We start from the raw sequence: 20,230 nt of genomic DNA on the forward strand, positions 1-20,230 counted from the left end.
TGCATCACGCTCCCGACACCGCATGAATACTTAAACCGTTTCAATATGACCGAATAGTGGCAAGTGGCGTTGGAAATTGGTTCGGATCAGTTTGGGGATCAGGAAAGAGGCAGGGTCCGGATGGCCAGATCGCCTTTGAATGTCGTGCTGCCGGTATGTGTCAGGGAAAGGCCGCGGTGCAGCGAGACGCTTCCGCCCATCGCGGTCCAGCGGCGGCAGAACGCGAAATCTTCGGAAAGATAGGTACGGGTTTCGGGATCGATCAGGCAGTCGAAAAGGGCATAGGCGTCTGAGGACGGTGCGTTCGGACTGTTGCCTTCGGTTCTGGCGTCGATGCGGCTGTAACGTGTTTCCGGATAACGGGCGATCATGTCGAGCACCATCTGGCGCGTTATGAGCATGAAGCCGGTGCCGATATAGGAGACGGTCGCGATTTCGCCCGGTGCGCTGTCATCGTGCAGTGCGGTGCAGTCTCCGACATAGCGCAGGCTGGCGGTGGCGGCGGGTTCTCCGGCGGCGATGAAACGGTCCGTATCGTGGTCCCAGTAATGGGATTTGAGGGGGTAGGCCCCGCCGATCAGAGGACGATCCGCATCCAGTAGCGCAAGAATATCGGTGATGGAAAAGCCGATGTCGCTGTCGATGAAGAGAAGATGGGTCGCATCGGTCATGGTCACGAACTGATGCAGCAGCGTATTCCGGGCGCGGGTGATGAGGGCATCGCTTCCGATGGTCGACAGGGTCAGTTGCAGGTTGTGAGCCGGGGCGGCGGCCATGCAGCCGATGAGGGACTGCATGTAGCTCAGCGTGACGGTGCCACCGAAGCAGGGCGTGGCAATGAAGACGTGGCGAGGTGTATCGGCGCAGGGAGTCATGACAGACAGCCTGCCTGGAAGTCATGAAAAAATGATTAAAACGGCGTCTGGAAAGTGCTCATGCGCCCATGTGGGCCTGAAGGATCATGTAAAAGACGAAGGCGGCATCCAGGCCGAGAACGATGGGTGTCAGGCGCTGGAACTGGCGTGTGGCGATGGCGAGGGCGGTGTAAATCAGGAGACCACAGGAGAGGCTCAGCATGAAATTGCCTGTCACTCCTGCGATGAGCAGCATCGTCAGGGGAGGGATGGCTTCTGCGGGCGTTTCGGCGACCCGGCTGAGGCTGCCGAGCATGTTCAGTCCTACGAGAATGAGCACGGGGGCCGTGGCAATGGCCGGAATGGCGGTGATGAGCGGCCAGAACACCGAAGACAGGGCGAACAGGACGGCGACGACCAGCGCGCTCAGCCCCGTGCGACCACCGGCTTCAACGCCTGTAAGGCTCTCGACATAGGCGGAGACCGTGCAGGTTCCGAGCGAGGCGCCAATGATGCTCGCGGCACCGTCGGAGCCGAAGGCGCGGTGATCGAGAGCGGGTTTCTCGACCGTTCCGTCCAGCCCGGCGCGGTGGGCGACGCTCATCATGGTCGCGGTCGCGTCGAAGAAATCACTCAGCAGGAAGTAGAGGGTGATGGGGACGAGCAGTCCGAGATGGGAAAAATATTCGTGGAAATCGAAGGGCAGGAAGAGGTTGGTCGGGTAGTGCGGCCAGTCCAGAAGCTGTGCGGGCAGATGCGTGATCGGGCCGGAAGGCGTCTGGATGAAGAGGCCGGCCAGGGTAATGGCCAGAATGGCGATGAGTAGACCTGCGGGGACGCGCAGCACCACGAGGATGGCGCTCAGGACGACGCCTGCCATGCTGAGCAGGACGGACGGGTTGCTCAAAGATCCAAATGTCAGACCCTCGGGAGAGGGGACGGCGATCCCGCCTGTTGTCAGGCCGATCCGGGCAATGAAGGCGCCGAGGGCGATCTGGATTCCGAGGACGATCGAAGGTGGAAAGCCGCGGATGATGCGCTGGCGGATCTGGCTGAGGGAAAGAGCCGTAAAGCACAGGCCGCTGAACAGAACGACCGTGAAGGCCGTGCGCGGGCTGACATGAGCCTGCTGGACGACGACCTGCGCGAACAGGACGTTGCTGCTCATTGCGGGAGCGAGGGCGATGGGCAGTCTGGCCCAGAGTGCCATCAGGAGTGTGCCGGCGACCGCACCTGCGATGGTCGTCATGACCATGTCATGGCGGTCCAGACCCGCTGCCGAGAGAATGGCGGGATTGACGGCCACGATATAGGCCATGGCCCCGAAAACCGTCAGTCCGGCAATGATCTCACGCGGGATCGTTGAACCGCGGGCCGTGATATGGAACCAGCGGTCGAGTCTGGATAGCAGCAAGCGGATGCTCCGGGGGCAGGGAAGGCTGGGCCAAGCTATAGTCAAAAAAGCCGTTCCTGCCAGGGGCCGGATCATATCTTTTCATTTCGGGTTCGATTTTTTCTCCCAGGCCTTGCGGACTTCAGCCGGTGACAGGCGGCGGTGCGGGGTTTTTGCAGATTTTCCAGCGGCATGGGTTCCACTCCGTGCATGTTCAGGGTGTGGAACGCTGCTGGGGCCAGCACCTGTGGTTCTGCCGGGAGCAATGCCGGCGGCCGGATGCTCGTTGGCTTCCAGAATGGCTTTTTCACAGGCCGAGCCCTTGCCGACGCCAAGCTGGATCGTCGGGATCAGGGCTGCGGGCGGGAAGACGATCCCCAGGCCCACGGAGGCTGCGACGCGACCGAGCAGTTCCGCGCCGGGCAGGACCGTCGGGCTCTTCATGGAGCCAAAAATATGGACCGCGCCAGGCAGGGACAGGATCTGTGGTCCGATCGAGCGTGTTGTGACCGCGTAGTCCAGCGTGTCCTTGTGGAAATTGACGGTTCCCGTGCCCATCGTGCGGGTGGTGCCGGTCTGCAGGAGCATGGAGTTGGTGTGTACGATGCCGTCTTTCAGCGGCAGATCGGCGACGAGGCATTCCAGCTTGGAGCGGTTCGGGATGCCCAGGGCGGAGAGGATGGCAGAGCCGAGTTTGAGACCCAGAAGATCCGGGAGAAGTGCTGTGACATCGCCACCGCGATCCAGAACGAGGGTCGTGCCGCCATCGCCGTTTTCGACGAGGGTTGCGACCGAATTGCCGGTTGAGGTCAGGGTCACGTGTCCGCCGATGGTGCCTTCTCCCTGGAACATGTCTTTGGACGTCATGATGCGGGACAACGGCAGGCGCGAGACATCGAGGCGGAAGCGGGTGTGGAACTGTTCGTTTTTCGTCGGCTCCAGCGTGGCATTCGCGGAGATGGTGCCTGTTCCGGTTGCGAAGGCCAGGTGTTTGAGGTCAATGGCGCCGTCGCGAATGTTCAACTCGGCGTCAATATTGTCCAGCGGCCAGTTTTTGTTGCGGATGTGATCGCCGTGATAGGTCAGATGGACATTGGCGGCATTGAGTTTGGGGACATTGATCTTCTTGTCAGGCAGGACGCGGGCGCTGGCCGGTTCGGCTTTCTTTGCCTCGCCGGGCTGCGCGCCGATGAAGCCGCCCAGATCCGCCAGATCGACCGAGTGCGAATGAAGCGCGGCTTCCACGAAGATCGGCTTCTGATGCGGATCGACGTTGATGTCCCCGCCGATATCCGAAGAGCCCATATGCCCTTCGAATTTCTGGAAACGGATTGCGCGGTCGGAATAGGCCAGATTGCCGGTCACGCTGTAGGCCGGGGTCTGGGGGATGGGGATTCCCGTCAGCGGGTAGAGGAGCGCCATGTCCGGGCCGGCAAAATGCAGTGCCAGATTGGTGCCCTGGAAGTGGATCGGATCGTCGACCGTGCCGCGCAGCGTGACATAGGTCGGGCCGTTGGCGAGGCGTCCGTCGATCGGGTAGGGATGTGTTGAATCCGTCAGGCCGAGCAGGGTGCCACCGACGATATGACCTGTGATCGGGGCCTGCGCGTATCGGCCCTTGAGGTCGATGACGAGATGTCCGTCATCGCCGTTTTTCGGCTCCTCGGTATGGATGAGGACATGCATGTCCGTTTTGAGCTTCGCCAGAGCCAGTCGGATATCGCCGCCATTGATTTCGATCTTGCCGAGCTTCGGCAGGGTCGCGGTGGACGATGAAGACGTCTGCGACGACGGATCGGATGAGGATGCGAAACTGTAGTTGTTCGTGCCGTTGAGCAGCGAGACGATATCGCCTTTGGGGGTGTCGGCGCGGATCAGTGGCAGGGAGAGACCACCGCCCGTCAGATAGCGCCAGGCATCGACGGTGACGGTAATGGCCCTGGCGGAAGCGAAATCGTCCTTCTCTTTCTCGAAACCTTCCGGCTGACCGATTTTCAGGTCATCGACGGTGACGGTGGTTTTAAACCCAAGGCCGACATGCAGATGTGCGATGCTGACGGGACGGTGCAGGGCTGAAGTGGCCTTGCGGTTGAGATAGGGAACGAACCAGTCCCACTGCCAGACCAGGATCAGGACGATGATGGCAGTCACCAGTGTTCCCAACACCCCCCCGATGGTTTTCAGGATCAGATGTCGCTTTTCCGGGCGGGGGGCGTGCCCATCTGAAGGGGAGGAGGGTTGGGGTGGGGTGCTGCTCAACAGGGTATTCTCCGAAATCCGGGGGCGTGTCAGAAAGAATCTGGTCGTTGCAAGTCACTCTGATTACGGACAGAACCGGAAACGGTTTCACAGCGCATGGGAAGATCAGCACGAATGGAGACAGTTGGAAGCGCCGATGAGCGGAAGAACTCTGCTCTGGCGGAACTGCGGCATGTCAGCCGGAAGGCCCATGAGGCGGTCGATGAGGCATTTTCCCGGTTCGAACTTGCGGATCCGCAATCCTATGGGGCCTTCCTGACGGCTCATGCGCGCGTGCTTGTGGGGGCGGAGGCTTATCTCAGCCGACATGCGTCTTCAGTGCCGGCCTGGCGTCCGCGGGCGGAGCTTCTGAAGGATGATCTGCGGCAGATGGGCCTGGCTGTCCCTGCCGTGCAGGCGGACTGTTTCCCGGAAAATGACGGCACGGCGATGGGTGTTCTGTATGTGCTGGAAGGCTCGCGGCTTGGCGGGCGTGTTCTGTCCGGGCGCGTATCAGAAGGGCTGCCCCGGGCCTATCTGTCGGCGTTTCATCAGAAAGGGGAATGGCCGGCGTTTCTTGAGCGGCTCGGGCGGTATCTGGATGAAAGTGACGCGGTGAGCCGACAGGCCGTGACGGAGGGCGCGGTCGCGACGTTTGCGCTGTTCCGGAAGAGTGCCGGGCTTCAGGACTGAGGCGGACGCACCGGCATGAGGCTTCGCGGGATCAGGCCGGGGAAGGTCTGCGCGAGGCGTTCGGCGTCTTCGGGAGAAAGCATCGCGATGGCACAGCCCAGCGCGCTGGCGTCCGGAGCAGGGAGCCGGTCGATCCCCTGCAGGAGATCGGCAAGACCATGGCCTTCCGCCGTCAGCACCATGAACGATGTCATCCGCGTGTAGAGTGCCGTGGTGGCGTCGATCCTGGTCAGGGCATGGTCGGGAATGGCGATCCGGATTTCTTCGCCACTGACGGGCGACAGGACCGCATTTTCCGAGATCATGACATGAAGCGGCACCATCGGCAGAAGGGTGGGCGAACCGGGAAGGGAAAGGTAGCGCCCGGGGAGCGGGTTTTCCGTGAAGAGGCAGGCGTTCCAGACATCCCCGTCCGACGCTTCGAGCGCCACGATCAGGGGATTGTAACGGCCGAAGTTCACGTCTCCCCTCCCGACAGACACGAGAGAGCCCGTCTGCATGTCCCACATCAACTGCTTCGTCTGGCCGAACATGCAGAAATGGAATTGCGGAGGTGTTCGACGGGATGATGGCGTGGAAAGCTGCGCTGGTGTCAGGCCGAGGTCCTGAAGAATGGCGCGGTCCGCGTGGGTGACGCTGGCCTTGAGGCGCCAGTACAGATCCGTCAGCGACGCCTGTATGATGGAAGAGGCAATCCGGCGGCTTTCCGGCAGCCAGCGGCTCGCGCCCGTATATTCGGCGTCGTTGCGGTCGAAGTTCTGCCAGGCTTTGTCCGGGGCGGCGCTGGAGTTGCGCCGCAGGAAGCTTTCATGATCGCCAGCGGCGAAATGAAGGATACGGCTGTCGGACCAGGTCGCGTTTTTCTCAAGCGCGGAAAACGGATCGGGCAGAGTGTTGGCGATCCGGCGGGGCTGGACGAGATGCCGGACAACGCGATGATCCGGCAGGCTCAGCAGGCCGTGCCGCGTGAAGGTCTCGACCGGCGAGAAGGGGGAGGGAAGCGTGCGGCCTGACGAGCCAAACAGGCACCAGTTTACCGGGAGCATGGCGGCGGAGGCAGCGGCAGTGAACTCGGCGACGGACCGGGCGGTTTCAAAATGCAGATATTCGTCCGCCGCCAGGATCATCATCCAGTCGAATTCGTTCCTGCCCTGCTCCAGGGCCATTTCGTGAAAGCGGGTCTGGCGTTCCAGGCGTTCGGTCAGGGGTGTATCGGAAGAGTGGACGCGGATGTCGTAAAGCGTGGCCGCGTTGGACAGAACCGCGTCTGTTCCGTCAGTCGAATGATCATCACAGACGATCAGGGTTGAAAACCCGATGGTTGCATGATGCGCGAGCCACCATCCGATCGTGTCGACTTCATTGTGAACGAACAGGATGGCGGCGCTTTTCGACATAAGGCAGCGGTCAGTCCATCTTCAGGGCGGCGAGGAAGGCGCTCTGGGGAATTTCGACCTTTCCGAACTGTCGCATGCGCTTCTTGCCTTCCTTCTGCTTGTCCAGAAGCTTGCGCTTGCGGGAAATATCACCGCCATAACACTTGGCCGTCACGTCCTTGGACAGCGCGCCGATCGTTTCACGGGCGATGACCTTGGAGCCGATGGCCGCCTGAATGGCGATTTTGAACAACTGCTTGGGGATAAGGTCCTTGAGCTTGGCGCAGATGGAGCGGCCGCGCTGTTCGGCGACGGTGCGGTGCGAGATGAAGGACAGCGCATCGACCGGCTCGTGGTTCACGAGAATGGAGATGCGGACGAGATCGCTCTCTTCGTAGCCGTCCATCTGGTAGTCGAACGAGGCATAACCGCGGCTGATGGATTTGAGGCGGTCGTAGAAATCGAACACCACTTCATTCAGCGGCAGGCGATAGACGGCCATCGCGCGGTTGCCGACATAAGTCAGATCGACCTGGATGCCACGACGCTCGGAGCACAGTGTCAGGACCGGGCCGAGATACTCGTCCTGCACCATGATGGTGGCCTTGATCCACGGTTCCTCAATCGTCTCGATCTTGCTCAGTTCCGGCATGTCGGCCGGGTTGTGCAGGTCTTCGGACGTGCCATCCGTCATGTGCATCTTGTAGACCACGGACGGAGCGGTCGCGATCAGGTCCAGATTGAATTCGCGGGACAGACGCTCCTGAATGATTTCCAGATGCAGCAGCCCGAGGAAGCCGCAGCGGAAACCGAAGCCCAGCGCGGCTGAGGTCTCGGCTTCGAAATGGAACGAGGCGTCGTTCAGACGCAGCTTCGCAAGACTGTCACGCAGCTTTTCGAAATCGTCGGCGTCGATCGGGAAGAGACCACACCACACCACGGGAATGGACGGCTTGAAACCGGGCAGGGCCTTTTCGGCGGGGCGCCTGTCGAGCGTGACGGTGTCACCGACATTGCAGTCCGCGACGGTCTTGATGGCGGCGTTGATGTAGCCCATCTCGCCCGGGCCGAGGCTTTCGACCGACTGCATCTTGGGCAGGAACACGCCGACCTGGTCGACATGATAGGTCGCGCCAGTCTGCATCATGCGGATGCGGTCACCGCGTTTGAGGCGGCCGTCCTTGATACGGACGAGGATGATGACGCCCAGATAGGCATCGTACCAGCTATCGACCAGCAGGGCCTGAAGCGGGGCTTCGGCGTCGCCTGTGGGAGCGGGGAGACGCTGGACGAGGGCTTCGAGCACGCCTTCGATATTGATGCCGGTCTTGGCGCTGATCTCGACGGCGTCATCGGCCGGGATGCCGACCACGTCCTCGATCTGGGCGCGGACGCGCTCGGGTTCGGCAGCCGGCAGATCGATCTTGTTCAGGACCGGGACGATCTCGTGATTGGCATCGAGCGCCTGATAGACGTTGGCCAGCGTCTGGGCTTCCACGCCCTGCGACGCGTCCACGACCAGAAGCGAGCCCTCACAGGCGGCAAGCGAGCGGCTGACTTCATAAGCGAAGTCGACATGGCCCGGCGTGTCCATCAGGTTCAGCGTGTAAACCTTGCCGTCCTTGGCCGGATAGGTCAGGCGGACGGTCTGCGCCTTGATGGTGATCCCGCGCTCCTGCTCGAGTTCCATCGAATCGAGGACCTGGTTTTTCATTTCACGCGCGGTCAGCGCGCCACAGGCCTGGATCAGGCGATCGGCCAGCGTCGATTTGCCGTGATCGATATGAGCGATGATCGAGAAATTGCGGATAAGGGAGAGCGGGGTATCGGTCATGGCTGCTACATAAGGGATTATCGCAGAAATGTCAGTAGATCTGCGCAAAAGCCTGCCTTTGTGAAAAGGCAGGCGGAAGAAGGATCAGCGGTCCGTCAGACGGAACTCGATCCTGCGGTTTCTGGCATAGGCTGCCGGCGTGCTGGCGGCGTCCAGAGGCTGGTAATCGGCAAAGCCTGTCGCGGCCAGATGATGCGGGTCCACACCTTCGGCAATGAGCAGCTTGACCACGGTGATGGCACGTTCGGACGACAGTTCCCAGTTGCTGGGAAAGGCGCTGTGGATCGGTTGGCGGTCAGCATGGCCATCCACCCGCAGAATCCACGGCAGGTCCGTCGGGATCGTTGAGGCGACCTGCCTGAAGGTGTGGGCGAGGGTCGTGATTTCCTTGCGGCCTTCCGGCGTCAGATCAGCACTGCCTTGCGGGAACAGGATTTCCGACTGGAAGACGAAGCGGTCTCCCACGACATTCACGCCCTTCTGGTTTTTCAGCAGGTCCCGCAGGCGCCCGAAGAACTCCGAACGGTAGCGTTTGAGCTGATTGACCTTGTCCGCCAGCGCCAGATTGAGCTTGCTGCCAAGATCCGCGATCTGCGCGTCCTTGCCCTGCTCGGCTTTCTTCTCGATGTCGAGGGCGTTGCTGATCGCCTGAAGCTGGCGGGTCAGTTCCTCGATCTGGGCCTGAAGGTCTGAGATCTTGCTGTTCTGCTGTTTGCTCGTGTCGTCAGCCGAGGCCAGAGCCTGATCCTTCGATTGTAGCTGCCCCGTCAGGGCGGCGATCTGGGTCGACAGGGTCTGGAGCTGGGCCTGGTTATGCTGCTTCTCGTCCGCCAGCGTGGCGACGGTGGAAGACAGGCTTTTGTTCTTGTCTTCCGTCATCGACAGCATGTGCGACAGCTCGGCCAACTGCTTTTGCAGAGCGTCGAGCGTGTGTTCGCGCCGTGAGAGCGAGACCGACAGGAACTGCTGCCCCACGACGAAGACGAGCAGGACGAAGGTGACGACCATCAGCAGGGTGGACAGGGCGTCCACATAGCCGGGCCACGCATCGAGGGCGTTGTGGGATCCGCGTCTGCGCCGGGCCATGGATCAGCCCTGCCTGCCAGGAGGGGGTGTCGTATTGCCCGAGGCCGCCGCGATCGTGCGGGCCAGAACACGGAGATCGTTGCGAAGCTCGCCGATCGTCTGGGCGCGGCCTTCATGAAGTTCCTGGATCAGACGGCTGAGATGTGTCTCGATCCGCAGGAGCGCCGTTCCCTGCGAGCCCGGACCTTCATCGCCCATATGGCGCAGAAGGGCGGTCTGGGTCTCGGCCGTGCGGGTCATGAGCGTCTGGTTGGCAGCCAGCAGATCCGTCATGCCGCGCAGGCGTTCCTGAAGACTGTCGAGCATGTGCAGTTCGCGGACGCGGTTTTCCTCGCTGCGGGAGACGGCGTTCTGGAGCGTTTCCAGATTTTCGGCGGTCTGTTCGAGCAGGGCCTGAACATAGGCCGGGACAGGCGCGCCATCGCTGTCGATGGACGTGCTGCCGCTGACACGCGTGACGCCAGCCAGCCACTCTTCCAGTTCGTTGAAGAAGCGCGTCTGGGCCTGACCAGCCGTAAGATCCAGAAAGCCGAGGACCAGGGCTCCGGCCAGACCGAACATCGAGCCCGAGAACGCCGTGGACATGCCAGCCAGCGGTCCGGCCAGTCCGGTCTTGAGCTGGTTGAACATGACGTCCATGTCCCCGCCGCCTGCGGACATGCCGCCGATGACGGATGCGATGGAGCTGACCGTCAGCAGAAGCCCGTAGAACGTGCCCAGCAGACCCAGGAAGATCAGGAGCTGAGTCATGTAGCGGGAGATTTCCCGGCTTTCATCCAGACGCGAGGACAGGCTGTCGAGCATGGCCTGTGTCGTCTGGGTCGAGAGCGTCAGGCGGTCCGTGCGGTTGCGGGCCGCCAGCATGCTGGCCATGGGGGCGAGCAGGCGCGGGGCCTTGGGCGCGGCCAGACCGGCGCGGGGCTGACGCAGGAGCTCAACCCACTGCACTTCGGGCATCAGGCGCTGGACGACATGGAGATTCCACAGGATCCCCAGCAGGAGGACGCCAAGGATGATGGCGTCGAGCTTGGGGTTCGCGTTGAAAGCATGGAGCAGGGTCGTGCCCATTGTCGCGGCCAGAAGGCCGACCGCGACAAGGAAAACGGCCATTCGCAGCAGGTAGGTCGTAGGACGTGTCACGGCGTGTCTTTCCTGATTTTATTATGGCATGCCGTTTGCGGAGGGGGCGGGGGTATCGGTGGGATTTGTCTCGATGACAACATCCAGCCGGTCAGCAGGTGCGGTGTCTCCCGCATCCGGACGCCCCAGTGCGCGGGGGTAGAGGCGGGTCGTGGCGACACCTGCGTGAATGAAGATCGAGCGGACGGCGAGCGCACGTGCCAGCGCGATGCGGCGCGGCATGGACACATCATCGCCGGGCAGCGCCGCATAGGCCATCAGCACGACGCGCTGCTCGGGGTGATGGGAAAGCTCGGTTCCGTAGTCCTGAAGCACCTTGAGGCTGTCTGCGTTCAGCGCCGCGCTTCCGCTCGGGAACAGAACCCGCATCCCCCCATCAGGGAGTGGCGCCGTGTGGCTGGCCGCGTCGGGAACGGCCGTGACCTCGGCGGGCGGGACGGGAGGATGAATCTGGACGGGGACGAAAGGCGGGGGCAGGACAACCGGCGGTGGCGGCGCGGGGGGAACGCCGGGAACGGTCGTGGGCGTTGGTGCGCTCCGGGCGGGCTCTGCCGTGGAGGATGCTCCCGCTGCGGGCGTTGCTGTCCCGGCGGCCACTTTTGGGGCCGGGGCCCTTGTCGCAGGTTTCGGGGCGGCGTGTCCTGCCGGATGCGTCGTCGGGGCTGGTTTTTTCGCGGGGGGGGCTGTCTTGGCCTGAGGCAGATCATCCAGATTGCTGGTGACCTGCGCCTGTGCGGCGGACAGCGGAAGGCAGGCCAGAAAGGCCGCCAGAGGAAGGGAGAAGGGGATCGGCCTGTACATGTCAGGCCGATCCTAGACGACGCCTCACGACTCCCGCAATGGGAAGTGAGGGCAGTTTCGTCAGCTCCGGTTCAGGGCCTCATGCACGAGGGCGCGCAGGGGGCCGTGAAGGTTGGTGTTTCCGGCAACGACATTGACGTCGTCGGGCAGGTCATGGAGTTCGGTTCCGTCCGGATCGGTCGCATAGCCACCGGCTTCGCGGACGAGAAGCAGGCCCGCTGCGCAGTCCCAGGGCTTGATGCCGAACTCCCAGTAACCGTCGTAACGGCCGGCTGCGACCCAGGCGAGATCCAGGGCAGCGGCACCGAAGCGGCGAATCCCGGCAACCTGAGGCATCAGGGCGCCGAGAACGCGCGCGAACGGCAGGCGGCTGCTGCTCGGGACTTTCGCGAACGGAATCCCGGTTGCAAAAACGGCTTCCAGCATGTTGCGGCGCCCGGAGACACGAAGGCGGCGTTCATTGAGGAACGCGCCCACGCCCTTTTCGGCCCAGAACATCTCGTTGGCAGCGGGGTTGTAGACAACCGCGGCAGCCATTTCGATCGTGCCGTCCGGCAGCTTGCGCTGAAGGCCGATGGAGATGGCCCAGTGCGGGATGCCGTGCAGGAAGTTCGTCGTGCCGTCCAGCGGATCGACGATCCAGCGCCAGGTCCAGTTATCCCCGCCCGAAGCACCGCTTTCTTCCATCAGGAAGGCGTAGCCGGGACGGGCGCGGCTCAGTTCCTCGCGAAGGATGGTTTCGGCGCGCAGGTCTGCCTGGGAAACGAAATCTCCGGGCCCCTTGATGCTGACCTGAAGCTGTTCGACCTCTGCAAAGTCACGGAGCAGGCGGCGCGAGGCCTTCTGCGCGGCGCCCTGCATGACGGCCATGTGCGGGGAGAGACGCATGCTGGATCAGTCCTTCGCGCGTTCGACGTAGGATCCGTCTTCCGTGCGGACAACGATGCGTTCACCGGCTTCGATGAACGGCGGAACCAGCGTCTTGACGCCGTTGGACAGGACGGCGGGCTTGTAGGACGAACTGGCCGTCTGGCCCTTGACCACCGGGTCTGCTTCGGTGATTTCCAGCGTCACATGCGGCGGCAGCTCCACGCCTACCGGGTCGCCTTCGACCAGCTTGACGTTCAGCGGCATGTTGTCCTGCAGAAAGGCAAACTGGTCGCCGAAGATGTCCTTGGCGAGGATGAGCTGCTCGAATGTTTCCGGGTCCATAAGGACGACGTTGTCACCGTCCATGTAGGAATAGGTGTAGTCCTTGTCTTCCGTCATCAGACGCTCGACGGAATCCGCTGTTCTCCAGCGTTCGTTGGTCTTGTTGCCTGTCTTGAGGTCGCGCATTTCGACCTGGATGAAGGCGCCACCCTTGCCCGGGGTGATGATCTGCTGCTTGAGAACCGTCCAGCGGCGGCCGTCGTGCTCGATGACCTGGCCGGCCCGGATAAGGTTGGCTTGCTGTTTCATGCTTGTGTCCTGATGACCCTTGGAGAGGGATTTTCTGTCACGTCTTGTGGGCTTCTAGCGCCGCACGGGGGCTGGAAGCAAGGCCAAGGGGCGCGTGACGGTTTGCAGCTTCAGGAAACTGTGAAGAGCAGGGGGCTTGGGACATGACGGCGGACAGGTCATGTCAGAGTGTGTGTCTGTCCTGAAGGTCAGGGCGAAACGCAAGGAGAAGCCGCATGTATGATATGAAGAACCTTTCGCGCATTTCCCATCTTGAAGCCAATGCCTCCAAGGGCATGGACGCCTTCTGGCAGTTCGATCGTGCCGCATTCGAGGAAGGCGAAGTCAGCGCCCTGACCAAGCAGCTCGCCGCCGTGGCCGTCGCGCTGACGACGCAATGTCCATACTGCATCGAACTGCATGTGAAAGCCGCGCGTGAGGCCGGCGCGACCGATGCGCAGCTCTCCGAGATCGCCCTTGTGGCCGCCGCCATCCGTGCGGGTGGGGCCATCACCCATGCCACGCACATGTTCGACGCCAAATAGGGCGGTTTCGTTTTATGAGGCGTGTCAGGTGAAGCTGCACGCCTCTCCCTCGGGCGTTGAGACCGTGCCCGGAGACGCGGGGTCCAGATATTCCGGCCCGATCGGGACTTTGCCCCGGCCGCCCGGGATATCCAGAACATAGGTCGGCCAGGCCAGTCCCGTGACGCGTCCACGGAGTTGCCTCAGCAGGGCCTGACCTTCCGCGACCGGCACGTGGAAATGCCCCGTTCCGGCGGCGGCATCGAGATGGTGCAGGTAATAGGGTTTGACCCGTGCCTTGATGAGCGCCCGCAGCAGGGCTTCCAGACTTTCAACCGTATCATTGATCCCGCGCAGCAGAACGGACTGCGAGAGCACGGGAATGGCGCGGGACAGGACGGCGCGGATGGCTTTTGTCGCCTGCGGGGTCAGTTCGCTGGCATGGTTGGCGTGAACGACGAGCCACATGGCGCAGTCCGTTTCCATCGCATCCAGAAGTTCTTCCGTCATGCGGGCCGGGTCGGCGACCGGCACGCGGGAATGAATGCGGATAGTCTCGATATGCGGGATGCCGGACAGGGATTGCACGATATGCTTCAGCCGGCGCGGGGCGAGCATGAGTGGATCGCCGCCCGTGAGGATGATTTCACGGATATCGGGATGCTGCCGCACCCAGTCAAGCGCGGTTTCAAGCTGCGCATCGTTGAGAAGACCACCGCCGGGCCCGACATGTTCGCGCCGGAAGCAGAACCGGCAATAGAGCGGGCAAACCAGTAATGGCTTGAGCAGGGCACGGTCGGCATAACGATGTACGATGCCGGGGACGGGGGACAGGGCATCATCGCCGATCGGGTCCGCGTCTTCGTGGGGCAAGGTGACGAGTTCACGGGCGTCGGGGATGACCTGCCGGCCAATGGGATCGTCCGGATGCGTGATCAGATCCTGAAAAGCCGGGGGAATGGCCATTGTGAAGCGCTCGCCGACAGCTTCGAGCGTTGTCCGGTCGGCTTCAGGGGCCATCCCTGCGTTGATCAGGTCGGACGGTGTGCGAAGCGTGTGACGTTTTGCAGAACGTTCCGCGGAATGTTGCGGGGCTGTCTTGACCATATCATGCATGTGATGCCTCTAGCGGTGCGGGTCCCCGTTTTGCAACAGGAGCGATAGACGCCATGACCGTATTGTCTGCTGATCCGGGCCGGATCGCCGAGCGCCTGCCTCTGCTTGAGCGGCGTACGCAGATGGTCAGATCGGTCCGGACCTTCTTTGAGGAGCGCGGATATCTGGAAGTCGAAACGCCGTTCGCGGTTCCTGTTCCGGGCGAAGAAGTCCATCTGCGCTGTTTCAGGACGGAGCTTGAGCGGCCGGACGGCTCGCGTGAGGCGCGTTTCCTGCACACGAGTCCGGAATTCGCGATGAAGCGCATTGTCGCGGCGACGGGGCGGCCCGTGTTCCAGATGGCGCGTGTCTGGCGCAATGGTGAGGCCAGCAATACGCATGCCCCGGAGTTCACGATGCTCGAATGGTATCGTCCGGGTGCGGATCTGTCGTCTCTCATGGATGAAACCGAAGCCTTTCTGCGCGCGCTTCTGCCGCCCGTAGTGCATCGGGGGATGGATGTCATTGATCTGTCACTACCCTTCGAGCGGCTGACGATGCAGGCTGCATTCGCACGCTATGTGGGGGCGGATCTGCTGGGGACGGCAGGAAATGCCGAAGCCCTCGCCAGACAGGCGCATGTTGGCCTGCGGAACGGGGAGAGCTGGGAGGATCTGTTTTTCCGCCTTCTTCTGGAGCGTGTCGAGCCCGTGATCGGGCGTGAGCGTCCCACATTTCTGACGCACTGGCCGGCGGAACAGGCGGCACTCGCACGCCGGGACCCCGAAGACGGGCGCGCGGCGCTGCGGTTCGAGCTTTATGTGGGCGGGCTGGAGCTGGCGAACGCCTTTGAAGAACTCACCGATCCGGTGGAGCAACGGGAGCGTTTTGCAACGGATCGTAAGCGTCGTATGGAACTGTCGCCAGATCAGGACTGGGCAGTGGACGAGGCGTTTCTGGCGGCTTTGCCGGATCTGCCGCCGTGTTCAGGAATTGCGCTCGGGTTTGACCGGCTGGTCATGCTGGCAACCGGAGCGCCGCGGATCAGTGACATTTTGTGGTTGGCCTGATCTTTTCGGAACTTGCAGGAGTTTTAATCCTTCTTTTGCGTCAGAAGGGCTAGAACGTGTCGAAAAAGGAACATGACCGCATTGCCGCGGGACAGTCAGGGAAGATCAAGATGAAAAAAGTTGGAATGTTGTCTGTCCTGGTGCTGCTGGGCCTTTCCGCCTGTGAAGTCCCGACCCTTCAGCAGCGCAAGGTTCTGGATTCCATGGTTGGAAAGTCCGAAGTGGACGTGCTGCGCCAGTTCGGTGTTCCGACCCGCAACTACGATGCCCAGGGTCATACCTTCCTCGCCTATATCGACAATCAGACGCAGTATTCACCGGGTGGTGGCTGGGGCTGGGATGGTTGGGGCGGTGGCTGGGGCGGCTGGGGCGGTGGCTGGGGTGGTATGGGCGGCTGGGGTGGCGGCTGGGGCGGCATGGGTGGATGGGGTGGCGGTTTCCCGTCGACCTATTACAACACCAGCTGTCAGACGACATTCGAGCTGGTCAGCGGCAGGGTCGTCGGATGGACCATGCGCGGGGACGGGTGCTGATTCGGCCAACCTGCTCTATGGTCGTTTCTCCCGCTCACAGGATGGTGCGATCAGGCATGGATGTGCGACTCGATGTTTTCTCCTCAGGACGGTTTCCGCGCTGGGGGAAGGGGCTGAAACTCGGCGTGGGGCTTCTTCTGGGGGCCTCGCTCTCCGCCTGTGGCGATCCTGACTGGCAGGGCACTGACTGGACGAAGAACTACCAGGACAACTTCGAGACCCGGATCAGCGCCCGCGCAGCCCTCATGCCGGGAAGCACCGACCAGGCCTATCAGCCTAGCCCGGACGGCACACCCAACAGTCCGGTGGCCTATCATGCGCCGTCAATGCTGTCTTACGAAGACCGTCCGCTCAATGAGAACATTGCGGGATCGCTGGAACTCTCCGATTACGTCAAGGCCATTCAGGTTGCGAAACTGGATCCCTGGATCAGCGGGCCGGGTCCATACACACTCTTTGCCTTTCCCAATGCCGCCATGGAGCGTCTGAGCGCCCGATGGCCGGGTGGACTGCTCGCTCCTGCCAATCGCGGGCAGCTCACTCACATTCTGGGCTACACGATTGCGTATGGGAAGTGGGATGAAGCGGCCCTGCGCAAGGCCATCCAGCACAATCATGGTCATGCCATCGGGCTGAAGACCCTGTACGGGGATCTGCTGGGTGTCCAGCTTTCCCCGCAGAAGGGTGAACTGATCCTTGAGAACACGGCAGGTCAGATCAACCGTTTGGGGAGCAGGTCTTTCCCCCAGTCCAACGGCATTCTCTACTTCACGCAGGATACGCTTCTGCCCGTGCCGGTTCTGAGACCGGCGTCAGCCGGCAGCAAGAACGGCCATCACTGAAAACCGCTCCGCATCCTTGCCATCAAACTGAAGTGGGATGGCAAGGAAGTCGGCGCCTGCCGTGATGGCGGACGAGGCGTCTTCCGTGTTCCGGATGTTTTCGGCGACGCCTGGCAGTTCCATGACGGAACTCCACCATTTCACCAGCTCCAGATCGCCGGGCGGAAACGCGACGTAATCGGCGCCCGATTCGCCAGACTTCATGGCGTCGTCGCGATTGGTGCACAGACAGCCGACCGGCATGTCGCTTCCGACCGTCTTGCGCAGGCTTACAAGGTCATCGACGTTGGTCGCGTGCAGTCCGTCACAGATCCCCAGAAGGGATTTTGGCGTGTCGGCCAGCGATCCCGCGACTTCCAGGATCATGGCCACACCATTGGCATGCAGCAGGTCCACGAGTTGCGAAAGCTGCGTTGCCTCCGGGGTCCACCCGGCGGGGATGCGAAGAGCCGTTATTTCGGGCAGTACGAGGATGTCGCGGAGCACATCGAGGGCAGCGTCCGCCTTAAAACCGGCGGGCAGAACGGGGTAGAGGTCACAGGCTGTCATGGGGACGTTCTCGCAGATTGTGGCGGGAGGAGCTAGACGGGCGGAAAGTCAGGATACGTCCGCGATAATCGCTATATGTTTCCAGGGCCCGGAACTGGGCAGGGCTGACCCGGCAGATCGCCCAGCCGATCCCGGCGTCCAGCGCCTGCCGGGCGATTGCGGGCGATGCGCCGCAGTCCAGAATGGATTGTCCTGCCCGTGATCCCACAACTTCGAGCCACCATGGGACGCCAAACGCGTTCCCCGCACTTTCGGCGGAGAGGGCAAGAAACGGTTTATCCTGCGACAGAAGAAGCTGATCCATCTCCTGACGGGACGGAATCATAAAAACAGGGTAGTGAACGGGCAGGGATGTCCTTGACCCCGTGCCGGGATCGGGTCTTTCCTGATGGTCTTGCCGGAGCGGGGCTGTATTGGGCATTTTAATCGGGCATTTACTGGCAGAATGAGTGCATGAACGGAAAGATCGTGGCGGTAAACGAGACAGGTAATGTGCAGGACGATAAGGCGGTTGAACGCCTTGAGGAAGCGATGATGCGAATTGCCGCTGCGTCCGAACGTCAACTGCTGGCGAAGGAAGCCTGCGAGCGTGCGCTTCATTCCGCTCCTGATCTTTCGGAATTCGCGGCCAATATCGACGCGCTGTGCGCCCGCATTCAGGGCGTGCTTGACAGGAAGGAGGGCTGACCGATGGGACAGGTATCCATTCGTCTCAATGGTTACGTCTACAATGTCGGGTGTCAGGATGGGGAAGAAGCCCATCTGTATGACATGGCCCGTCATGTGGAAGGCTGGCTCCAGCGGGCGCGGACCCTGGGCGGGGCCGCAAGCGAATCCAAGACGCTCATGATGGCCGCCCTGCTGATGGCGGATGAGATTTTCGAGCTGAAACATCGGCAGATCTCACCCCAGGCCGAAACGCAGATCCAGCAGGCCGAACAGCTCCTTCGACTTGAGGGGGCACGACAGGAGCGTCTGGCACGTCTGGCAGGGCAGGCGGAGCTTCTGGCTGCGGAACTCGAGCGTGCATCCTGATTTCTATAACGTTTACATTGAACATCGGGCCGGACACAGTCTAATATAGAGTACGGAGCTGCCTGGTGCGTCAGGCAAATCATCCCCCGGGCCGATAAGCATTCCTTAGGGAACTGGCTCTGTCGTGGCCCTGGTCACGTTAACCGGTGCCCACCTGCACTTGCAGGTCTAGGAGGGCTGAAAAGACCAACGGCTTTGGCGGCTCCACAGATTTCCAACCTCGACCTTCTGAAAAAAGACCTGCGCCTGAAAATGGCCCAGTTACGGCAGGCCGCTTCTCCTGATGACGAGGCGGCGTTGCGAAAATTTCTCCTGAGAGAAATTCTGCTACGACCGGCTCACAGGATCGCGGCGGTCTGGCCACTGGCCGGAGAAGTGGATCTCCGGCCCCTTTGCCACGCTCTTTCGGCATCCGGACGGCAGGTTCTGCTGCCGGAAACCACGCCCAAAGGCTCTCCCCTGATCTTCCGGCGATGGACGCCTGCCAGCATCATGACGGCCGGCCGCTTTGGAACCTCACATCCCGAGGGCGAAATCGACATTCCGGATCTGGTTCTCGTGCCGTTTCTGGCCTTCGACGCTTCCGGCTATCGGCTCGGATATGGCGGCGGCTACTACGATCGCACTCTGGCCATGCTGGATGTGCCGGCAATCGGTTTCGGCTTTGCGGGACAGCAGGTCGATCATGTTCCCAGAGGTCCTTACGATATTCCGGTCCCGGCGATCGTGACCGAGCGCGGGATCATCAGGACCGATCCTTCCCAAATCACTATGAAAGACTGACTGTTGAGACTGCTGTTTCTTGGCGATATTATCGGGCGTAGCGGGCGTGAAGCCATAATCAGGAATCTGGCCGACTGGCGCCAGAAGCTCTCGCTGGATCTGGTGGTCGCCAACGGAGAGAACGCGTCACACGGATATGGCCTGTCTCCTGATATTGCCAAGAACCTGCACAATGCCGGTGTTGATGTGATTACGCTGGGCAATCATGCGTGGGACCGGCGGGACATGATCGGCTACATCAATCAGGCTCCCCACATCGTCAGACCCGCAAATTATCCTGCCGGAACACCGGGGCAGGGGAGTCATATCGTCGAAATCAGTCGTGGGCGCCGGGCGCTGGTCATCAATGTGATGGGCCGCATCTTCATGGATCCGCTGGATGACCCCTTCCGCGTCGTCAGCGAAATCCTCTCCCGACACAGGTTGGGAGTGACGGTCCATGCGATTCTGATCGATGTTCATGCAGAAGCCACCAGCGAGAAAATGGGCTTCGGCGCCTATTTCGACGGCAAGGCTTCTGTCGTGGTGGGGACGCATACTCATGTTCCGACCGCGGATCATCGCATTCTGCCTGCCGGCACGGCTTATCAGACAGATGCTGGAATGTGCGGCGACTACGATAGCGTGATCGGAATGGGGAAGCCCGCCTCATTGCACAGGCTGGTTCGCAAGATTCCCAGGGATCGGCCGCAGCCAGCAGAAGGGGAGGCGACGGTCTGTGGCCTGATGGTGGAGACGGATGACGCAACCGGCCTGGCCCGAAAGGTGGCTCCGCTGCGGATGGGGGGGCACCTGGCTCCCAACTGGCCGGACTTCTGAGAAAAGCAGAAAAATTGAGAAAAATCCGCCTTTTTTCGAGTGCGATTCGCAATGAATAACGGGGACTAGTCTTTTTTGCGGCAGAAAACCGGCATTTTCCCTGTTGATAAGCGCCTTGTGAATTC

22 protein-coding genes and 1 other RNA gene are annotated in these 20,230 nt (G+C 61.7%); 10 read left to right on the top strand and 13 right to left on the bottom strand.

The window, feature by feature from the left end; translation table 11 throughout:
* Positions 1 to 98 precede the first annotated feature (98 nt).
* The 3 genes from GFJ39_RS02060 to GFJ39_RS02070 form a co-directional block, all read right to left on the bottom strand.
* A complete protein-coding gene (locus GFJ39_RS02060; protein ID WP_153429329.1) occupies positions 99 to 875 on the bottom strand; it encodes a hypothetical protein in 777 nt (258 codons plus the stop codon).
* A 58-nt stretch (positions 876 to 933) separates the two neighbouring features.
* Positions 934 to 2,265, bottom strand: a complete 1,332-nt coding sequence (locus GFJ39_RS02065; RefSeq protein WP_153429396.1) for an NCS2 family permease — start codon at positions 2,263 to 2,265, stop codon at positions 934 to 936.
* A gap of 84 nt (positions 2,266 to 2,349) precedes the next feature.
* Positions 2,350 to 4,506 (bottom strand): AsmA family protein, encoded by a 2,157-nt coding sequence (locus GFJ39_RS02070; protein WP_194285255.1) that lies wholly within the window; start codon positions 4,504 to 4,506, stop codon positions 2,350 to 2,352.
* Between the two features lie 114 nt (positions 4,507 to 4,620).
* On the opposite strand from GFJ39_RS02070, the gene GFJ39_RS02075 reads away from it, so the two are divergent.
* Positions 4,621 to 5,178 (top strand): biliverdin-producing heme oxygenase, encoded by a 558-nt coding sequence (locus GFJ39_RS02075; RefSeq protein WP_153429330.1) that lies wholly within the window; start codon positions 4,621 to 4,623, stop codon positions 5,176 to 5,178.
* Here GFJ39_RS02075 and GFJ39_RS02080 read toward each other — a convergent pair.
* From GFJ39_RS02080 to efp, 7 genes are all read right to left on the bottom strand, one after another.
* Entirely contained in the window at positions 5,169 to 6,575 is a 1,407-nt protein-coding gene (locus tag GFJ39_RS02080; protein WP_153429332.1) for a glycosyltransferase family 2 protein, read from the bottom strand. The genes GFJ39_RS02075 and GFJ39_RS02080 overlap by 10 nt on opposite strands.
* 10 nt (positions 6,576 to 6,585) lie before the next feature.
* The gene (gene lepA, locus GFJ39_RS02085; RefSeq protein ID WP_153429334.1) at positions 6,586 to 8,388 is read right to left on the bottom strand and encodes a translation elongation factor 4; all 1,803 of its coding nucleotides are present in this window, start codon (positions 8,386 to 8,388) and stop codon (positions 6,586 to 6,588) included.
* An 84-nt stretch (positions 8,389 to 8,472) separates the two neighbouring features.
* Positions 8,473 to 9,474, bottom strand: coding sequence for a peptidoglycan -binding protein (locus GFJ39_RS02090; RefSeq protein ID WP_153429335.1), 1,002 nt, complete (start codon positions 9,472 to 9,474; stop codon positions 8,473 to 8,475).
* Positions 9,475 to 9,477: 3 nt separating this feature from the next.
* Positions 9,478 to 10,614 (bottom strand): flagellar motor protein MotA, encoded by a 1,137-nt coding sequence (locus GFJ39_RS02095; protein ID WP_325062789.1) that lies wholly within the window; start codon positions 10,612 to 10,614, stop codon positions 9,478 to 9,480.
* Positions 10,615 to 10,635: 21 nt separating this feature from the next.
* Positions 10,636 to 11,415 carry an OmpA family protein gene (locus tag GFJ39_RS02100; protein ID WP_194285256.1) on the bottom strand — a complete coding sequence of 260 codons (780 nt, stop codon included), beginning with the start codon at positions 11,413 to 11,415 and terminating at the stop codon, positions 10,636 to 10,638.
* A gap of 60 nt (positions 11,416 to 11,475) precedes the next feature.
* Positions 11,476 to 12,303: an inositol monophosphatase family protein gene (locus tag GFJ39_RS02105; protein WP_153429337.1), complete on the bottom strand. Its 828-nt coding sequence runs from the start codon at positions 12,301 to 12,303 to the stop codon at positions 11,476 to 11,478.
* Positions 12,304 to 12,309: 6 nt separating this feature from the next.
* Positions 12,310 to 12,876, bottom strand: coding sequence for an elongation factor P (gene efp / locus GFJ39_RS02110; protein ID WP_153429338.1), 567 nt, complete (start codon positions 12,874 to 12,876; stop codon positions 12,310 to 12,312).
* A 215-nt stretch (positions 12,877 to 13,091) separates the two neighbouring features.
* On the opposite strand from efp, the gene GFJ39_RS02115 reads away from it, so the two are divergent.
* Positions 13,092 to 13,400, top strand: a complete 309-nt coding sequence (locus GFJ39_RS02115) for a carboxymuconolactone decarboxylase family protein (protein WP_011251821.1) — start codon at positions 13,092 to 13,094, stop codon at positions 13,398 to 13,400.
* Between the two features lie 24 nt (positions 13,401 to 13,424).
* Here GFJ39_RS02115 and GFJ39_RS02120 read toward each other — a convergent pair whose 3' ends face one another.
* The gene (locus tag GFJ39_RS02120; protein ID WP_153429340.1) at positions 13,425 to 14,495 is read right to left on the bottom strand and encodes a lysine-2,3-aminomutase-like protein; all 1,071 of its coding nucleotides are present in this window, start codon (positions 14,493 to 14,495) and stop codon (positions 13,425 to 13,427) included.
* A gap of 53 nt (positions 14,496 to 14,548) precedes the next feature.
* Between GFJ39_RS02120 and epmA the strand changes: the two genes are divergently transcribed.
* The 3 genes from epmA to GFJ39_RS02135 all read left to right on the top strand — a co-directional run bounded on the left by epmA (position 14,549) and on the right by GFJ39_RS02135 (position 16,919).
* Positions 14,549 to 15,544, top strand: coding sequence for an EF-P lysine aminoacylase EpmA (gene epmA, locus GFJ39_RS02125; protein WP_062457810.1), 996 nt, complete (start codon positions 14,549 to 14,551; stop codon positions 15,542 to 15,544).
* A 110-nt stretch (positions 15,545 to 15,654) separates the two neighbouring features.
* The gene (locus tag GFJ39_RS02130) at positions 15,655 to 16,077 is read left to right on the top strand and encodes a hypothetical protein (protein ID WP_153429342.1); all 423 of its coding nucleotides are present in this window, start codon (positions 15,655 to 15,657) and stop codon (positions 16,075 to 16,077) included.
* Between the two features lie 56 nt (positions 16,078 to 16,133).
* Positions 16,134 to 16,919 (top strand): fasciclin domain-containing protein, encoded by a 786-nt coding sequence (locus GFJ39_RS02135; protein WP_153429344.1) that lies wholly within the window; start codon positions 16,134 to 16,136, stop codon positions 16,917 to 16,919.
* Here the strand turns inward: GFJ39_RS02135 and GFJ39_RS02140 are convergent.
* Both GFJ39_RS02140 and GFJ39_RS02145 read right to left on the bottom strand, forming a co-directional pair.
* The gene (locus GFJ39_RS02140; RefSeq protein ID WP_153429345.1) at positions 16,890 to 17,468 is read right to left on the bottom strand and encodes a thiamine phosphate synthase; all 579 of its coding nucleotides are present in this window, start codon (positions 17,466 to 17,468) and stop codon (positions 16,890 to 16,892) included. The two genes, GFJ39_RS02135 and GFJ39_RS02140, sit on opposite strands and share 30 nt — an antisense overlap.
* Positions 17,455 to 17,772: a hypothetical protein gene (locus GFJ39_RS02145; RefSeq protein WP_153429347.1), complete on the bottom strand. Its 318-nt coding sequence runs from the start codon at positions 17,770 to 17,772 to the stop codon at positions 17,455 to 17,457. Before GFJ39_RS02145 ends, GFJ39_RS02140 begins: the two co-directional genes overlap by 14 nt.
* 149 nt (positions 17,773 to 17,921) lie before the next feature.
* Here GFJ39_RS02145 and GFJ39_RS02150 point away from each other — a divergent pair, with 149 nt between their 5' ends.
* From GFJ39_RS02150 to GFJ39_RS02170, 5 genes are all read left to right on the top strand, one after another.
* Entirely contained in the window at positions 17,922 to 18,155 is a 234-nt protein-coding gene (locus tag GFJ39_RS02150; RefSeq protein ID WP_153429349.1) for a hypothetical protein, read from the top strand.
* Positions 18,156 to 18,158: 3 nt separating this feature from the next.
* Positions 18,159 to 18,503 carry a cell division protein ZapA gene (locus GFJ39_RS02155; RefSeq protein ID WP_153429350.1) on the top strand — a complete coding sequence of 115 codons (345 nt, stop codon included), beginning with the start codon at positions 18,159 to 18,161 and terminating at the stop codon, positions 18,501 to 18,503.
* Positions 18,504 to 18,555: 52 nt separating this feature from the next.
* Positions 18,556 to 18,712, top strand: a non-coding RNA gene (ssrS, locus tag GFJ39_RS02160) — 6S RNA.
* Positions 18,699 to 19,286, top strand: a complete 588-nt coding sequence (locus GFJ39_RS02165) for a 5-formyltetrahydrofolate cyclo-ligase (protein WP_153429352.1) — start codon at positions 18,699 to 18,701, stop codon at positions 19,284 to 19,286. Before ssrS ends, GFJ39_RS02165 begins: the two co-directional genes overlap by 14 nt.
* Before the next feature lie 3 nt (positions 19,287 to 19,289).
* Positions 19,290 to 20,105: a TIGR00282 family metallophosphoesterase gene (locus tag GFJ39_RS02170; RefSeq protein ID WP_153429354.1), complete on the top strand. Its 816-nt coding sequence runs from the start codon at positions 19,290 to 19,292 to the stop codon at positions 20,103 to 20,105.
* Positions 20,106 to 20,230 lie beyond the last annotated feature (125 nt).

Origin of the sequence: Gluconobacter aidae (assembly GCF_009547075.1) — a bacterium.
Lineage (GTDB): Bacteria > Pseudomonadota > Alphaproteobacteria > Acetobacterales > Acetobacteraceae > Gluconobacter > Gluconobacter aidae.

Coding starts and splice junctions, on each gene's coding strand:
- GFJ39_RS02060 (WP_153429329.1), bottom strand. CDS start 875: ATGACTCCCTGCGCCGATACACCTCGCCACGTCTTCATTGCCACGCCC.
- GFJ39_RS02075 (WP_153429330.1), top strand. CDS start 4,621: ATGGAGACAGTTGGAAGCGCCGATGAGCGGAAGAACTCTGCTCTGGCG.
- GFJ39_RS02080 (WP_153429332.1), bottom strand. CDS start 6,575: ATGTCGAAAAGCGCCGCCATCCTGTTCGTTCACAATGAAGTCGACACG.
- lepA (WP_153429334.1), bottom strand. CDS start 8,388: ATGACCGATACCCCGCTCTCCCTTATCCGCAATTTCTCGATCATCGCT.
- GFJ39_RS02090 (WP_153429335.1), bottom strand. CDS start 9,474: ATGGCCCGGCGCAGACGCGGATCCCACAACGCCCTCGATGCGTGGCCC.
- GFJ39_RS02100 (WP_194285256.1), bottom strand. CDS start 11,415: ATGTACAGGCCGATCCCCTTCTCCCTTCCTCTGGCGGCCTTTCTGGCC.
- GFJ39_RS02105 (WP_153429337.1), bottom strand. CDS start 12,303: ATGCGTCTCTCCCCGCACATGGCCGTCATGCAGGGCGCCGCGCAGAAG.
- efp (WP_153429338.1), bottom strand. CDS start 12,876: ATGAAACAGCAAGCCAACCTTATCCGGGCCGGCCAGGTCATCGAGCAC.
- GFJ39_RS02115 (WP_011251821.1), top strand. CDS start 13,092: ATGTATGATATGAAGAACCTTTCGCGCATTTCCCATCTTGAAGCCAAT.
- GFJ39_RS02120 (WP_153429340.1), bottom strand. CDS start 14,495: ATGCATGATATGGTCAAGACAGCCCCGCAACATTCCGCGGAACGTTCT.
- epmA (WP_062457810.1), top strand. CDS start 14,549: ATGACCGTATTGTCTGCTGATCCGGGCCGGATCGCCGAGCGCCTGCCT.
- GFJ39_RS02130 (WP_153429342.1), top strand. CDS start 15,655: ATGAAAAAAGTTGGAATGTTGTCTGTCCTGGTGCTGCTGGGCCTTTCC.
- GFJ39_RS02135 (WP_153429344.1), top strand. CDS start 16,134: ATGGATGTGCGACTCGATGTTTTCTCCTCAGGACGGTTTCCGCGCTGG.
- GFJ39_RS02140 (WP_153429345.1), bottom strand. CDS start 17,468: ATGACAGCCTGTGACCTCTACCCCGTTCTGCCCGCCGGTTTTAAGGCG.
- GFJ39_RS02145 (WP_153429347.1), bottom strand. CDS start 17,772: ATGGATCAGCTTCTTCTGTCGCAGGATAAACCGTTTCTTGCCCTCTCC.
- GFJ39_RS02150 (WP_153429349.1), top strand. CDS start 17,922: ATGAACGGAAAGATCGTGGCGGTAAACGAGACAGGTAATGTGCAGGAC.
- GFJ39_RS02155 (WP_153429350.1), top strand. CDS start 18,159: ATGGGACAGGTATCCATTCGTCTCAATGGTTACGTCTACAATGTCGGG.